Origin of the sequence: Streptomyces sp. NPDC050509 (assembly GCF_044457965.1) — a bacterium.
Taxonomy (GTDB): Bacteria; Actinomycetota; Actinomycetes; order Streptomycetales; family Streptomycetaceae; genus Streptomyces.
Window position 1 is genome coordinate 104605 of the sequence record NZ_JBITHL010000005.1, and the last position, 13957, is coordinate 118561.

General features: G+C 72.4%; 14 protein-coding genes and 1 pseudogene. 10 read left to right on the forward strand and 5 right to left on the reverse strand.

Features of this window, described 5'->3' with window-relative positions; all coding sequences use genetic code 11:
- Positions 1-61: 61 nt before the first annotated feature.
- Positions 62-1111: a hypothetical protein gene (locus ACIBJC_RS15985; RefSeq protein WP_399292523.1), complete on the reverse strand. Its 1050-nt coding sequence runs from the start codon at positions 1109-1111 to the stop codon at positions 62-64.
- A gap of 195 nt (positions 1112-1306) precedes the next feature.
- On the opposite strand from ACIBJC_RS15985, the gene dapE reads away from it, so the two are divergent.
- Positions 1307-2386, forward strand: coding sequence for a succinyl-diaminopimelate desuccinylase (gene dapE / locus ACIBJC_RS15990; RefSeq protein WP_399292524.1), 1080 nt, complete (start codon positions 1307-1309; stop codon positions 2384-2386).
- Positions 2387-2509: 123 nt separating this feature from the next.
- On the forward strand, positions 2510-3259 hold the full coding sequence (locus tag ACIBJC_RS15995) for a TIGR00730 family Rossman fold protein (protein WP_329829196.1): 750 nt from the start codon (positions 2510-2512) through the stop codon (positions 3257-3259).
- 120 nt (positions 3260-3379) lie between these two features.
- Here ACIBJC_RS15995 and folP read toward each other — a convergent pair whose 3' ends face one another.
- On the reverse strand, positions 3380-4258 hold the full coding sequence (folP, locus tag ACIBJC_RS16000; protein WP_399292525.1) for a dihydropteroate synthase: 879 nt from the start codon (positions 4256-4258) through the stop codon (positions 3380-3382).
- A 154-nt stretch (positions 4259-4412) separates the two neighbouring features.
- Here folP and ACIBJC_RS16005 point away from each other — a divergent pair, with 154 nt between their 5' ends.
- The gene (locus ACIBJC_RS16005; RefSeq protein ID WP_399292526.1) at positions 4413-4766 is read left to right on the forward strand and encodes a hypothetical protein; all 354 of its coding nucleotides are present in this window, start codon (positions 4413-4415) and stop codon (positions 4764-4766) included.
- Positions 4763-5359, forward strand: coding sequence for a DNA-3-methyladenine glycosylase I (locus ACIBJC_RS16010; protein ID WP_399292527.1), 597 nt, complete (start codon positions 4763-4765; stop codon positions 5357-5359). The genes ACIBJC_RS16005 and ACIBJC_RS16010 overlap by 4 nt, the downstream gene beginning before the upstream one ends.
- A 150-nt stretch (positions 5360-5509) precedes the next feature.
- Here ACIBJC_RS16010 and ACIBJC_RS16015 read toward each other — a convergent pair whose 3' ends face one another.
- Positions 5510-6313 carry an enoyl-CoA hydratase/isomerase family protein gene (locus ACIBJC_RS16015; RefSeq protein WP_399292528.1) on the reverse strand — a complete coding sequence of 268 codons (804 nt, stop codon included), beginning with the start codon at positions 6311-6313 and terminating at the stop codon, positions 5510-5512.
- 313 nt (positions 6314-6626) lie between these two features.
- Here ACIBJC_RS16015 and ACIBJC_RS16020 point away from each other — a divergent pair, with 313 nt between their 5' ends.
- On the forward strand, positions 6627-6794 hold the full coding sequence (locus tag ACIBJC_RS16020; RefSeq protein WP_003966491.1) for a DUF3117 domain-containing protein: 168 nt from the start codon (positions 6627-6629) through the stop codon (positions 6792-6794).
- Positions 6795-7017: 223 nt separating this feature from the next.
- Here ACIBJC_RS16020 and ACIBJC_RS16025 read toward each other — a convergent pair.
- Positions 7018-7684, reverse strand: a pseudogene (locus ACIBJC_RS16025) (O-methyltransferase).
- A gap of 164 nt (positions 7685-7848) precedes the next feature.
- On the opposite strand from ACIBJC_RS16025, the gene sigE reads away from it, so the two are divergent.
- The 5 genes from sigE (at position 7849) to ACIBJC_RS16050 (ending at position 12652) form a co-directional block, all read left to right on the forward strand.
- Positions 7849-8607 (forward strand): RNA polymerase sigma factor SigE, encoded by a 759-nt coding sequence (gene sigE / locus ACIBJC_RS16030; RefSeq protein ID WP_399292529.1) that lies wholly within the window; start codon positions 7849-7851, stop codon positions 8605-8607.
- A complete protein-coding gene (locus ACIBJC_RS16035) occupies positions 8604-9500 on the forward strand; it encodes an anti-sigma factor family protein (RefSeq protein ID WP_399292530.1) in 897 nt (298 codons plus the stop codon). Before sigE ends, ACIBJC_RS16035 begins: the two co-directional genes overlap by 4 nt.
- A gap of 92 nt (positions 9501-9592) precedes the next feature.
- Positions 9593-11200, forward strand: a complete 1608-nt coding sequence (locus ACIBJC_RS16040; protein WP_399292531.1) for a trypsin-like peptidase domain-containing protein — start codon at positions 9593-9595, stop codon at positions 11198-11200.
- Positions 11201-11336: 136 nt separating this feature from the next.
- Complete coding sequence (locus ACIBJC_RS16045; RefSeq protein WP_399292532.1) at positions 11337-11870, forward strand: sec-independent translocase; 534 nt, start codon at positions 11337-11339, stop codon at positions 11868-11870.
- A 116-nt stretch (positions 11871-11986) separates the two neighbouring features.
- Entirely contained in the window at positions 11987-12652 is a 666-nt protein-coding gene (locus ACIBJC_RS16050) for a hypothetical protein (RefSeq protein ID WP_399292533.1), read from the forward strand.
- A 143-nt stretch (positions 12653-12795) separates the two neighbouring features.
- Here ACIBJC_RS16050 and ACIBJC_RS16055 read toward each other — a convergent pair whose 3' ends face one another.
- Entirely contained in the window at positions 12796-13956 is a 1161-nt protein-coding gene (locus ACIBJC_RS16055; RefSeq protein ID WP_399292534.1) for an Mrp/NBP35 family ATP-binding protein, read from the reverse strand.
- Position 13957: the final 1 nt, after the last annotated feature.

Genomic DNA, 13957 nt, shown 5'->3' on the forward strand with positions numbered 1-13957 from the left:
TCGCCCGTCCGGGTGATCAGTCGTACTGCTGGGCGCCCTGCTCCGCGGCGCCACCGCCCGGCTACCGCGCGGTGCTGATACGGACCACTTCCGCACCGGAGCGCGTACCGGACTCCGTGCCGGACGTCCGGCCGCCCGCGGACCCCTCCACCCGCTGCCAGCCCCGGTGCGCCTGCCCGGCCCGCCACACGCGGCCCGCGTAGGCGACCTCGTCGATCCGCAGCGCCGTGGACTGGGCCACCGCCCAGTGCGCCAGCTCCCAGCCGCGCTGCGAGGCCGTGTTCCCGTCAACGGACCCGTCGGTCTCGTCGGTCCCGCCGGATCCGTCGGACCCGCCCGCCTCACCGGCCACCGAGGCCGCGCGCTCGCCGCCCGTGGAACCGGCCGCGGCCGGCACCGGTACGGAGACCTCGTGCGCGGCGTCCGCGGGCTTCACCTCGGGCCCGAAGTCCCGCGTCAGCGCGGCCCGTACCTTCGCCGGGTTCCCGGGCGTGATGCCGGTCGGCGTCGAACAGGTCAGCGACGCGGCGGACCGGCCGGTGAGCGCGGCGGACAGCAGGGTGGCGTCCGGCTCGTGCTTCGCGTACGCCTGCGGGAAACCGCTGCGCTGGACGCGCTGCGCCGCCTCCGTGAGCGGCAGCCGCGAGTAGCCGGGAACCTCGATGAGGTGGTCGTAGAACTCGCCCGCCGAATAGACCGGATCCTGGATCTGCGCGGCCGTGCCCCACCCCTTCGACGGGCGCTGCTGGAACAGACCGAGCGAGTCGCGGTCGCCGTGGTCGAGATTGCGCAGCGCGGACTCCTGGAGGGCGGTCGCCAGCGCGATCGTCACCGCCCGCTCCGGCAGTCCGCGGCTGGAGCCGACGGCGGCGATCGTGGCCGCGTTGGCCGCCTGCTCCGGGGTCATCTCGTACGTCGCGCTGCCGTCGCCGGGCTCGTCCCCGGCGCGGGCCTCGCAGCGCGGCGGGCCCCCGCCGCCGCTCAGATACTGCACCGCCACGTAGCAGGCCACGGCCAGCAGAACGGTTAAGGAACCCGCGATGCGCAGGAGTCGTCCGCGACGGGAACGAGGGCGCGAGGCGGAGGAGGAAGGAGAGACGGGCTCTGACACGGGCCCACCGTACTGGAGTCGGAGGGGGCCGACGGCCCGGTCCGGCAGACCCGTCACGACGGTTCAGCGGGCCCGGCGCCGCGCCTCGTCACGGCTGTCCCGCCGGTACGGCGCGCGGGCGCGCGGAGGTGGTGAGGACCGGCGCGTGGATCAGGCCGGGAGGGGGGTGTCAGTCTGGCGTATTAGGGTCGAAGCATGTCTGAGACACCGCTCGACCTCACCCTGGACGGCCCCGCGCTCACCGCGCGACTGGTCGACTTCCCCTCGGTCAGCGGCGAGGAGAAGCCGCTCGCCGACGCGATCGAGCAGGCGCTGCGCGCCCTGCCGCATCTCACCGTCGACCGGCACGGCAACAACGTCGTGGCGCGGACCGGACTGGGGCGGGACGAGCGGGTCATCCTGGCCGGACACATCGACACCGTCCCGATCGCGGACAACGTGCCCTCCCGGCTCGACGCCGACGGGGTGCTGTGGGGGTGCGGCACCAGCGACATGAAGTCGGGCGTCGCCGTACAGCTCCGTATCGCCGCGACCGTCCCCGAACCAAACCGCGACCTCACGTTCGTCTTCTACGACAACGAGGAGGTCGCCGCGGACCTCAACGGCCTCGGACATGTCGCTGACGCCCATCCCGACTGGCTGGAGGGCGACTTCGCCGTCCTGCTGGAGCCCTCCGACGGTGAGGTCGAGGGCGGCTGCCAGGGCACGCTGCGGGTCTTCCTGCGCACGGCGGGGGAGCGGGCGCACTCCGCGCGGAGCTGGATGGGGTCCAACGCCATCCACGCCGCCACGCCGATCCTCCAGCGCCTCGCCGCGTACGAGCCGCGCCGGCCGGTCATCGACGGGCTGGAGTTCCACGAGGGGCTCAACGCCGTACGGATCGAGGGAGGCGTCGCCACCAACGTCGTCCCCGACGCGTGCACCGTCGTCGTCAACTACCGCTACGCGCCGGACCGCAGCGAGGAGGAGGCCCTGGCCCACGTCCACGAGGTCTTCGAAGGATGCGGCGTCACCGAGTTCGTCGTGGACGACCACTCGGGCGCCGCCCTGCCCGGACTCTCGCACCCGGCCGCCGCCGCCTTCATGACGGCCGTCGGAGGGCAGGCGCGGCCCAAGTTCGGCTGGACGGACGTCTCGCGCTTCGGCGCGCTCGGGGTCCCCGCGGTCAACTACGGACCCGGTAACCCGCTGCTCGCCCACAAGCGGGACGAGCGGGTGGCCGTCGAACGGATCACGCACTGCGAGGACCGGCTCCGCGAGTGGCTCACGCGGTGACGCCCCGGGGCAAGCCCCGGCTCACCGGCCGGGGACCTGATCGACTGCCGGAATTTCGCCGTTTGTCACGTCCGCCGATCTACCCTTGCCCAGAACAACGCACAGCAGCGGAGGGAGCAGCTCATGGGCATGCCTGAAGGAGCGCGCAAGCCGGAGGAACAGCGGCTCGGACCGGTGATCCGGCGGCGCGAGCAGGTGCAGCCCGGCACGACCGATCAGCGGCTGCTGGACACCGAGGGCGACTCGGAGTGGGTGCACACCGACCCCTGGCGGGTGATGCGGATCCAGTCGGAGTTCGTCGAGGGCTTCGGCGCCCTCGCCGAACTGCCCAGCGCCATCGCGGTCTTCGGCTCCGCGCGCACCCCGGTCGGCACGGTGGAGTACGACGCGGGCGTACGGCTCGGCGGCGCGCTGGTCGACGCCGGGTTCGCGGTGATCACGGGCGGCGGCCCCGGCGCCATGGAGGCGGCGAACAAGGGGGCGCGGGAGGCGTCGGGCGTCTCCGTCGGGCTGGGGATCGAGCTCCCCTTCGAGCAGGGGCTCAACCCGCACGTCGACATCGGCGTCAACTTCCGCTACTTCTTCGTCCGCAAGACGATGTTCGTGAAGTACGCGCAGGGCTTCGTGGTGCTGCCGGGCGGCCTCGGCACCCTGGACGAGCTGTTCGAGGCGCTCACCCTGGTGCAGACCCGCAAGGTCACCCGCTTCCCGATCGTGCTGTTCGGTACGGAGTACTGGGGCGGCCTGGTCGACTGGCTGCGCGACACGGTGGTGGCGCAGGGCAAGGCGTCCGAGAAGGACCTGCTGCTCTTCCACGTCACGGACGACGTGGAGGAAGCGGTCGCGCTGGTCACGAAGGAGACCGGGAACTGATCCCGGCCGGGAGGACCGGCCGCTGACCTGCGCGGAGAAGACCGGAGGAGACCGGTGGGCGGCCTCCGCGGCGGGGCCGGCGACCGGCTCTTCCGCTCCGCCGCGGTGCTCGTTCCTCGTTCAGGCGAGGCCGCGGCGGGCCACGGCGGGCGGCCGGCGGCCCGCGACGGACGCCACCATGTCCAGCACCTGCTTCGTCTCCGCGACCTCGTGGACGCGGTAGACGCGCGCGCCGAGCCACGCCGAGACCGCCGTCGTCGCCAGGGTGCCGATCAGCCGCTCCTTGACGGGCTTGTCGAGGGTCTCCCCGACGAAGTCCTTGTTGGACAGCGAGACCAGCACCGGCCACCCCGTCTCCGCCATCTCCCCGAGCCTGCGGGTCGCCTCCAGCGAGTGCCGGGTGTTCTTCCCGAAGTCGTGGCCCGGGTCGATCATGATCGCGTCGCGGCGAACGCCCAGCTCCAGGGCGCGTTCGGCCAGTCCCACCGTCACCCGCAGGATGTCGGCCATCACATCGTCGTACGCGATCCGGTGCGGCCGGGTCCTGGGCTCGGCGCCGCCCGCGTGGGTGCACACCAGCCCCGCGTCGTACCGCGCGGCGACCTCCGCCAGCCTGGGGTCCACCCCGCCCCACGCGTCGTTGAGCAGATCGGCGCCGGCCTCGCAGACCGCCTCGCCGACCTCGTGGCGCCAGGTGTCGACGCTGATCACCACGTCCGGGTGGCGGCGGCGCACCTCCGCGACGAAGCCGACCGTACGGCGGGCCTCCTCCTCGGCCGTGACCTCCTCGCCGGGGCCCGCCTTCACCCCGCCGATGTCGATGATCGCGGCGCCCTCGGAGACCGCCCGCTCGACGCGGTCGAGGGCCGGCTGGTCACGGAAGGTCGCGCCCCGGTCGTAGAAGGAGTCCGGAGTCCGGTTGACGATCGCCATGATCACCGGCTCGTGGGCGCCGAACTCCCGGCGCCCCAGCCGCAGCGTCCCGTCCGTGGAGCGCATGTCCGTGGTCCCTCCCCGCGTTCGGTCCGCTCGCCTGCTCGTCCGCTGGTTCGCCGCTCTGCTCGCCTGCGACCCTATCCGCCGTGCGCGGCGCCCGGTGTCAGTGGCTCGTGGCACGATCGGCACTGGACGTTTCCTGCCCGGGGAGAAGCTCGTGTTCTTGTTCTTGCTCATCGCGATGGTCGTGGTCGTCGCCGCGGTCACCCTCGCGGTCGTCGGTGGCGGCGACAGCGCGGTCCTGCCGGAGGCCTCTCCGGAACAGTTCGTGGACCCCCTGCCCGAGTCGCGTCCGGTGGGGCGCGCGGACGTCGAGGCGCTCCGGCTGCCCGTCGGGGCCCGCGGCTACCGGATGGCGGACGTGGACGACGTCCTCAGCCGCCTCGGCGCGGAGCTGGCGGAGCGGGACGCGCGGATCGCGGAGCTGGAGTCCGCGCTCGCGGGCGCGCAGGCGACGGCCGTCTCCTCCCCCGACCTCTTCAAGAAGCCGGGAGAGGAGAGCGACCGATGAGCGAGACCCCCGGCGGCGCGGTGGCGGGACCCGACGGCCGGCCCCGCTGCCCCTGGGGCGTCTCCACGGACGACTACCTCGCGTACCACGACCAGGAGTGGGGCCGTCCGGTCCACGGCGACGACGCCCTGTTCGAGCGGCTGTGCCTGGAGGCCTTCCAGTCGGGGCTGTCCTGGATCACGATCCTGCGCCGCCGCGAGACCTTCCGCGAGGCGTTCGACTCGTTCAAGATCGCTTCGGTGGCGGAGTTCACCGAGGCCGACCGGGAACGGCTGCTCGCGGACCCGGGCATCATCCGCAACCGGGCGAAGGTCGACGCGACCCTGGCGAACGCGCGCGTGCTGGCCGACTGGCCGGCGGGCGGCCTCGACGAGCTGATCTGGTCGTACGCCCCCGACGCGGCCGGGCGGCCGGCCCCGGTGACGACGGCCGACGTCCCGGCCGTGACGGACGAGTCCACGGCGCTGGCGAAGGAGCTGAAGAAGCGCGGCATCCGGTTCGTGGGCCCGACGACCGCGTACGCGCTGATGCAGGCGTGCGGCCTGGTCAACGACCACCTGGCGGCGTGCGTGGCCCGCCGCCCGACGGGCTGACCGCGGCCCGCCCTGCCGCCTCACGCCTCCCGCCCCTTCACGGACCGCCTTCGCGCCCTTCACGGACCGCCCGCCGCGGACCGCCCGGCCGACGCGCACGGCCGGACATCCGCTCCAGGCATCCGCCAGGCGCTTCCTGACGCCTGACGCCTAACGCCCCACGTACCTCGGCTTCTCCTTCGCGAGGAACGCGCGCACCGCGATCCCGTGGTCCTCCGACGCGCCCGCCCTCGTCTGGAGTTCGTCCTCCTTCTCCAGCGTCTCGGCCAGCGAGTGCTCCGCTCCGTACGCCAGGGACTCCCTGATGGCCGCGTACGCCACCGTCGGGCCCGCGGCCAGGCCGGCCGCCACCCGGGCGGCCGTGGCCGCCAGGTCGGCCGCGGGGACCAGCCGGTCGACCAGGCCCCACGCGTGCGCCTGAGCCGCCGGTACCGAGCGCGGGAAGAGCAGCAGGTCCGTCGCCCGGCCCCGGCCCACCAGGCGCGGCAGCGTCCAGGAGATGCCGGAGTCCGCCGTCAGGGCCACGCCGGCGAAGGACGTGGTGAACGCGGCCGTGTCCGCCGCGATCCGGTAGTCCGCCGCCAGGGCGAAGCCGAGGCCGGCGCCCGCCGCGACCCCGTTGATCCCGGCGACGACCGGCTTGGGCATCCCGGCGATGGCCCGGACGATCGGGTTGTAGTGCTCGCGCACCGTGCTCATCGTCTGCCCGCTGCCCGTCCTGGCGTCCTCCGCCAGCAGGGCGGTGTGCTCCTTCAGGTCCTGGCCCACGCAGAAGGCCCGGGACCCCGCCCCGGTCAGCAGTACGCCGCGTACGGCGGAGTCGTCCCCCGCGGCCGTCAGCGCGTCCCGGAGCGCGACTTTGGTCGCGAGGTCCATCGCGTTCATGGCCTCGGGCCGGTTGATCGTGATCGTTGCGAGTCCGTCACTCACCTCGTACAGCACGGTGTCGGCCATGATCGGGTCCCCTTCGCGGCTCGGGCGGTCCAGTCCGGCCCCAGCATGGCGGAGTTCATGGGTGCCGGGCATGTGACCTGCGTCTAAGAAAGTTGGTCGCCGGCGAAGGGCGCGGCGGCGAAGTATCGCAGCCGGATCCCCGAAATGCGGCGTTTTGCGAGAGCGCGTTGCGCAAGCGATGCCGTCCGATGTTGGTCATCGGGTCCCGCCATGCGGGATAATGGGCTGGAAGCAATGTGTTCGATGCCGGTGACACAGCGCCTGTCATGGGGCCGCCGGCTGCGATGAGCTGGTTTCAGGAAGGGGAACGAGCATGGCGGCCATGAAGCCGCGAACGGGCGACGGCCCGCTCGAGGTGACCAAGGAGGGGCGGGGCATCGTCATGCGCGTTCCGCTCGAAGGCGGCGGTCGGCTTGTCGTCGAGCTGACTCCGGACGAGGCGGACGCACTCGGCGACGCGCTGAAGAAGGTCGTCGGCTGAGCGGAACGATCACGGTCTTCGGGGTGGGGAGTCACCCCCGGACAAACAGCCCTCTGCCCCGGTACGGATCCGTCCGTACCGGGGCAGAGGACTGTTCGGGGCGAGGAGGACCGTTCGCGAACAGAGGAGGACCGTTCGCGGGCAAGAGGACGGTTCCGGGTGAGGCTGACGATCCGGCAGGCCCGGCAGGCCGACGAGCCGGCCCGCGCTCCGGGGTCGCGGGTCAGCCGCGCCGTACCGCGCAGAGCAGACCGTCGCCCACCGGCAGCAGCGTCGACTGGAGCTCCTGGCTCTCCCGTACGGTCCGCAGCAGCTCCCGCAGCCGCAGTACCTCGGAGGGCTGGGCCGCCGAGTCCACGGTCCGGCCGTTGGCGAAGACGCCCTCGAAACAGACCAGACCGCCAGGTCTGAGCAGCCGCAACGATTCAGCGAGGTAGTCGAGGGACTCCAGCCGGTCCCCGTCGCAGAAGACGAGGTCGTACGCGCCGTCCGCGAGCCGCGGCAGTACGTCCAGGGCGCCGCCGGGGATGAACCGGGCCCGGTTGCCGGTGAAGCCGGCGGCACGGAACGCCTGCCGGGCGAACTGCTGGCAGTCGGGCTCCGTGTCGACCGTGGTCAGCACGCCGTCCGGGCGCATGCCCTCCAGCAGGTAGATACCGGAGACACCGGTGCCGGTGCCGATCTCGGCCACCGCCTTCGCGTCCAGCGTGGCGGCGAGCAGACGCAGCGCGGCGCCGGTGCCTGGTGACACCGAGCGCAGCCCTGTCTCCCGGGCCCGTTCCCGGGCCCAGTGCAGTGCTTCGTCCTCGGCGACAAAGGCGTCGGCGAACGCCCAGCTCGTCTGCCGGTTGGCGGTAATGACCCTCTCCTTGTCCCCGTTGGCGGCGCAACGGTGACTGTATCCGCTGCGCCCGGGAACCCGCAGATGGGACCAGGCGTTAAGAAGGGCAGAGCGCGAGGCGGGGGAAACCTCAGGAGCAGCTCCCGAGGGGGCCCGGGACCGCCCCCAAATTCACGTAAAGATTCTTATCCGGAGCTAACGGGCGGAGTGGCTATGGTAGGGGCTCCACTGGACACCACCAGAGCCGATAGGGGAGGTGCGGCTGCGCCTGTGGATCGGGGAGGAGTGCTCCGGCGCTTTCTCAGGTCAGCCGGCGAGCCGAAATCCGTGACCAACATTGCTGACCGTTCTCGCTCCACCGACTCCGCAGTTACGGCGACCTTCGCATCGGATGCGGAATCGCAGGCGTGGACGCCTCCCAGTTGGGAGGAGATCGTCAGCACGCACAGCGGACGTGTCTACCGCCTGGCGTACCGCCTCACGGGCAACCAGCACGACGCCGAGGATCTGACCCAAGAGGTCTTCGTACGCGTCTTCCGCTCGCTGTCGACGTACACGCCCGGCACGTTCGAGGGCTGGCTGCACCGCATCACCACCAACCTCTTCCTCGACATGGTCCGCCGCAAGCAGCGGATCAGATTCGACGCGCTCGGCGACGACGCGGCGGAGCGGCTGCCCAGCCGTGAGCCCTCGCCGCAGCAGGTCTTCCACGACACGCACTTCGACGCGGACGTCCAGCAGGCGCTGGACACCCTCGCGCCCGAATTCCGCGCGGCGGTGGTGCTCTGCGACATCGAGGGGCTGTCGTACGAGGAGATCGCCGCCACGCTGGGCGTGAAGCTCGGCACCGTACGGAGCAGAATCCACCGCGGCCGTTCGCACCTGCGCAAGGCCCTCCAGCACCGTTCCCCCGAGGCCCGGGCCGAGCAGCGCACCTTCGTGAGCGTGGCCGGGGAGGGCGGAGCGGCGTGAGTGGCACAGGGCCCACCCCCGCCGAGCAGCATCTGGGGGACCGACTCGCCGCACTGGTGGACGGGGAGCTGGACCACGACGCGCGTGAGCGCGTGCTGGCCCATCTCGCGACCTGCGCCAGGTGCAAGGCGGAGGCCGACGCCCAGCGCCGGCTGAAGACCGCGTTCGCGCAGGCCGCGCCGCCGCAGCTCTCGGCAGGTCTGCTCGCCCGGCTCCAGGGACTTCCCGGCGGACCCGGATCCGGTGGTGACGACGACGGAAAAGGGCGCTTCGACGGGGGCCGCTTCGGTGACGGCTCCTTCGGCGTCGGGACGGGTGGCTTCGGCTATGTCCCGGGCGGCCCGCACGCCGGGATGCTGCCGGGCGGCTCCGGATTCCGTATCCACGAGGTCGGGCGCCACGGCCCCCGGCAGGACGAGGCGCGCTCCGCGTGGCGCGGCCGGCGGTTCGCCTTCGCCGCGGCCAGTGCCGTGTCGTTCGCCGCGATGGCCCTCGGCGGGACGATGCCGCTCGGTACGGCCGCCGATGTCATGCCGCGCGGCGCGGGCAACAGTGTGACCCCCATGCGGGCCCCGGGCACCACCGCCCCGGCGTCCAGCATCAGTGACTCCACCCGCCGCCAGGGCGGCGGGTCGCTCTCCCGCTCCACGGACCGGCCCGCCTCCACGGCCCCGCCCGGCGTGCTCCAGTCGCAGTTGCTCGCCGAACACCCCTTCCCGCAGGGGCTGCTGACCGGCGTCTCACCGCTGCCGTGGGCCCGGGCCACGGGATCCGCCGTCCAGATCGACGACGAGACGCCTGGGGCCGGTTCCGCGGCCACCCCGGACCCCACCCGGCTCGACGCCCCGACGCTGCCTTCCTCGCCTTCCTCGCCGCTTTCGGCCAGGCGCTGACACCGGCTCCCTGCGCGGACGTTCGTAAACCTGGTTGAATCCAGGGCAGGCGTGCCTCTGTCGGGGCATGGAACGGCAGTTGCGGGGAGAGCATGGACGACGGGAAGCCGACCGGACCGAAGGCGAAGTGGTGGAGCCGGCCCTCCGCGGTCGGCGCGCCGCCGCAGGAGCCCGGCGGGCCGTCGCAGCCGTCAGAGGTGTCGGAGCCGCCCACCGAGCCCGCCGCGGTCACGGCGGAACTCCCCGCCGTGACGTCGGAACCGCCCGCCGAGCCCGAGCCGTCGGACGCGCCCCCTGAGCGGCCCCGGCCGCTGCACGAGCCCGACGCCTACAGCACCCCGCCGTACGGTGGCCCCGGGCCCTGGGCGCCCGCGCCCCCGGTGCAGTTCCCGACCCCCGCGGGCGGCACGCCGTACCCCGGTCCGGCCGGCCCGCCGCAGTTCCACCCCCAGCCGCCCGCGCAGCCTCAGCAGCCGCCCGCGCAGCCCGTCCACACGCACCCCGCGCCCTCCCAGTGGCTCCAGTACGACCGCTGGAGCGCCCCGGCGAGCCGGCCCCTGACCCAGTACGGGGAGCCGACCCCCAAGCGCCGCAGGGCCGGGCTCGCCGCCCTCGTACTGGTCGGGCTCGCCGCCTGTGTCGTGGGTGGCGCGGTCGGCGCGTACATCGAGCGCAACGGTGGCCTTACCAGCGTGGAACTCCCGCAGGCCGGCCCCGAGTCCGCCGGTCGCGCGCCCGACAGCGTCGCGGGCATCGCGGCCAGCGCGCTGCCCAGCGTCGTCACCCTCCATGTCAGCGGCGGCGGCGAGCAGGGCACCGGTACGGGCTTCGTCCTCGACCGGCAGGGCCACATCCTGACGAACAACCACGTCGTCCAGCCCGCGTCGTCCTCCCGCTCCGGCGGAGAGATATCGGTCACGTTCAGCGGCGGCGAGACCGCCCGGGCGAAGCTCGTCGGCAAGGACAGCGGCTACGACCTCGCCGTGGTCAAGGTCACCGGTGTGTCCGGGCTGAAGCCGCTCCCGCTGGGCAACTCCGACAACGTCCAGGTCGGCGACCCGGTGGTGGCCATCGGCGCCCCCTTCGACCTCTCCAACACCGTGACCTCCGGGATCATCAGCGCCAAGCAGCGCCCCATCACCGCGGGCGGCGAGAAGGGCGACGGCAGCGACATCAGCTACGTCGACGCCCTCCAGACCGACGCCCCCATCAACCCCGGCAACTCCGGCGGACCGCTGGTGGACGCCCGGGCCCGGGTCATCGGGATCAACAGCGCCATCCGCGCCGCCGACAGCGGTACGGGGCTCGGCACCGGCCAGTCCGGGTCGATAGGGCTCGGCTTCGCCATCCCCATCAACCAGGGCAAGCGCGTCGCCGAGGAGCTGATCAACACCGGCAGGGCCACCCACCCGGTGATCGGTGTGAGCCTCGACATGGAGTACACGGGCGACGGCGCCAAGGTCGGCGACAAGGCGGCCGACGGCGGCCCCGCCGTCACCGCGGGCGGCCCCGGTGACAAGGCGGGCATCAGGCCGGGCGACATCATCACCGAGGTCGACGGACAGCGGGTGCACAGCGGCGAGGAGCTCATCGTGAAGATCCGCGCGCACCGCCCCGGTGACCGGCTGGAGCTGACCCTCGTACGGGGAGGCAAGGAGCGGACCATGAGTCTGGCTCTCGGCTCCGCGGACGGCACCTGACGGTCACCGGAAGGTACCGCCCGGACAGCTCCGCCAGGTACCGTGGAGCGGCCCGGCCCCGCCCACCTCGACCCAGAGCGGACCAGGACGGCCCCGTCCCCGTCCCGCGTGCATGGAGAACACAAGGAGCAGCAAGGTGTTCAACGACATTGGCGCCCTTGAGGTGATCACGATCGCGGTCCTCGCCGTGATCGTTTTCGGTCCGGAGAAGCTGCCCAAGGTCATCCAGGACGTCTCCCGCTTCATCCGGAAGATCCGTGAGTTCTCCGACAACGCCAAGGAGGACATCCGCTCCGAGCTGGGCCCGGAGTTCAAGGACTTCGAGTTCGAGGACCTCAACCCCAAGAACTTCGTCCGCAAACAGCTCATGGACAACGACGATCTGGGGCTCAAGGAGATCCGCAGCACGTTCGACCTCCGTCAGGAGATGAACGACATCGCGGACGTGGTGAACGGCCGGGAGGGCGAGTCCGACGAGTCGGAGACCCCCGCGCCCGCCATAAGCGCGGCGAACGGATCGTCGGCGAACGGCGCGTCCGTCGGCGGCGGGTCCGCCACACCCGATCTCCTCAAGAAATCCCCGGCTTCTCCCCAGACGCCCGACCTGCTCAAGAAGCGCGAAAAGCCCGATCCGGTCGAACGCCCTCCCTTCGACGCAGACGCCACCTGAGCGCGACCAATCCCGACGAGTCGGGAGCGGGTGGCTATCCTCCATCTGTCCGGCAGTGAAACGCCCGTCGGGGGCGGATCGGCGCCGGACGACCGAGATCGAGGAGGCGCGGGCAGATGGAGACCACGAGTCGGGCGGATGCGCGGGACGCGGCCGGACCAGGCCCCTCCGAGGGAGGGCAGACGGGTCTTCGTTCCCTCGCCGCCTATCTGAGGGCGCCTTTTCCCTGGTACGGGCTGGACGACGCGTTCACGGGACCCCGCTGGCTGATGCAGGTCGGGGCGACCGCCGACGGCTCCGTACGGCACGGCGCCACGGGCCACGGGGAAGAGCCGTCGATAAGACCGGACGCGGCCGCCGCGGACCGGGAACGCTTCGCGGTGGTCGTCACGGTCGCCAACAGCGCTGTACGCCGTACCGGTGACGGTAAGGGGCATCTGGACGCCACGACGGCGTCCTCGGCGGCCTGGCTGGCCGGCTCGGGGCTGCTGGCCTCCACCTGGCCCCCGCAACTGGACCACATCCTGCGCGCCGAATGGCTGGAGCAGCAGACGGAGACCGCGTTCGAGCTGGCCGACGATCTGACCGGGTCCGCCTGGTCGACGCTCTCCCTGCCGGTCGACGGCGAGCCGACGCCCTTCCACTACCGCGAGTCCGAGTTCGGCTGGGTGCTGGCGGGGTCGGCGCGCGGCGAGGTCCACCTCGGCGCGTACGGGCGCGGGATGAGCGCGTACGGCATCGGGTTCTCGGTGATCGAAGACATCAGGTCGTACGACGCGTAACGGTCCCCTGCGTAGCCGGTCCGTACGTAAGGGGCGACCACCATGGACGGCCGCCCCTTACTCAGAGCCCCGCAGCGCCCCCGAGAGACCCGCACGCAGGGACCCGGAGAAACCCCGGAGGGGCCGTACGGCCCCTGGGCGCCTCAGAACTTGTTGCGCGGCGTGATCCCCAGCGACATGCCCGACAGACCGCGCTGACGCCCGCCCAGCTTGTCCGCGATGGCGCGCAGCGCCGCCGCCGCCGGGGCGTCCGGGTCGGAGAGCACGATCGGCTTGCCCTCGTCGCCGCCCTCGCGCAGCCGTACGTCGATCGGGATCGCGCCCAGTACGGGCACCTCGGCGCCGGTCGTCCGTGTCAGCCCCTCCGCGACCAGCTTGCCGCCGCCGGTGCCGAAGACGTCGATCATCTCGTCGCAGTGCGGGCACGGCAGCCCGGACATGTTCTCGACCACACCGACGATCTTCTGGTGGGTCTGCACGGCGATCGAGCCGGCCCGCTCCGCGACCTCGGCCGCGGCCTGCTGCGGGGTGGTGACCACCAGGATCTCGGCGTTCGGCACGAGCTGCGCCACCGAGATCGCGATGTCGCCGGTCCCCGGCGGCAGGTCGAGCAGCAGGACGTCCAGATCGCCCCAGTAGACGTCCGCGAGGAACTGCTGGAGCGCGCGGTGCAGCATCGGGCCGCGCCACACCACCGGCGTGTTGCCCGGCGTGAACATGCCGATCGAGATCACCTTCACCCCGTTCGCGGACGGCGGCATGATCATGTTCTCGACCTGGGTGGGCTTGCCGTCGGCGCCGAGCATCCGCGGCACGCTGTGCCCGTAGATGTCCGCGTCCACCACGCCGACCTTCAGCCCGTCGGCCGCCATCGCCGCCGCCAGGTTGACCGTCACCGAGGACTTGCCGACGCCGCCCTTGCCGGAGGCCACCGCGTACACCCGGGTCAGCGAGCCGGGGCGGGCGAAGGGCACCTCGCGCTCGGCGGCGCCGCCGCGCAGCGAGGCCGCCAGCTCGCGCCGCTGCTCGTCGCCCATCACGTCCAGCGTGACGTCGACGCGGGTGACGCCCTCGACCCGGGCGACCGCGTCCGTCACGTTCCGGGTGATCGTGTCGCGCATCGGGCAGCCGGACACCGTGAGGTAGACCGTGACAGCGACCGCACCGTCCGCGGCGATCTCCACCGATTTGACCATCCCCAGGTCGGTGATGGGCCGGTGGATCTCGGGGTCGTTCACCGTCGCCAGCGCTTCGCGCACCGCTTCTTCCGCGGGGACGGCGGTTCCGTACGTGTCGGTAGCCATA

Excerpts from the sequence above, each read along its gene's own strand:
- dapE (WP_399292524.1), top strand. The coding sequence starts at position 1,307 with ATGTCTGAGACACCGCTCGACCTCACCCTGGACGGCCCCGCGCTCACC.
- ACIBJC_RS15995 (WP_329829196.1), top strand. The coding sequence starts at position 2,510 with ATGGGCATGCCTGAAGGAGCGCGCAAGCCGGAGGAACAGCGGCTCGGA.
- folP (WP_399292525.1), bottom strand. The coding sequence starts at position 4,258 with ATGCGCTCCACGGACGGGACGCTGCGGCTGGGGCGCCGGGAGTTCGGC.
- ACIBJC_RS16010 (WP_399292527.1), top strand. The coding sequence starts at position 4,763 with ATGAGCGAGACCCCCGGCGGCGCGGTGGCGGGACCCGACGGCCGGCCC.
- ACIBJC_RS16015 (WP_399292528.1), bottom strand. The coding sequence starts at position 6,313 with ATGGCCGACACCGTGCTGTACGAGGTGAGTGACGGACTCGCAACGATC.
- ACIBJC_RS16020 (WP_003966491.1), top strand. The coding sequence starts at position 6,627 with ATGGCGGCCATGAAGCCGCGAACGGGCGACGGCCCGCTCGAGGTGACC.
- sigE (WP_399292529.1), top strand. The coding sequence starts at position 7,849 with ATGGTAGGGGCTCCACTGGACACCACCAGAGCCGATAGGGGAGGTGCG.
- ACIBJC_RS16040 (WP_399292531.1), top strand. The coding sequence starts at position 9,593 with ATGGACGACGGGAAGCCGACCGGACCGAAGGCGAAGTGGTGGAGCCGG.
- ACIBJC_RS16050 (WP_399292533.1), top strand. The coding sequence starts at position 11,987 with ATGGAGACCACGAGTCGGGCGGATGCGCGGGACGCGGCCGGACCAGGC.
- ACIBJC_RS16055 (WP_399292534.1), bottom strand. The coding sequence starts at position 13,956 with ATGGCTACCGACACGTACGGAACCGCCGTCCCCGCGGAAGAAGCGGTG.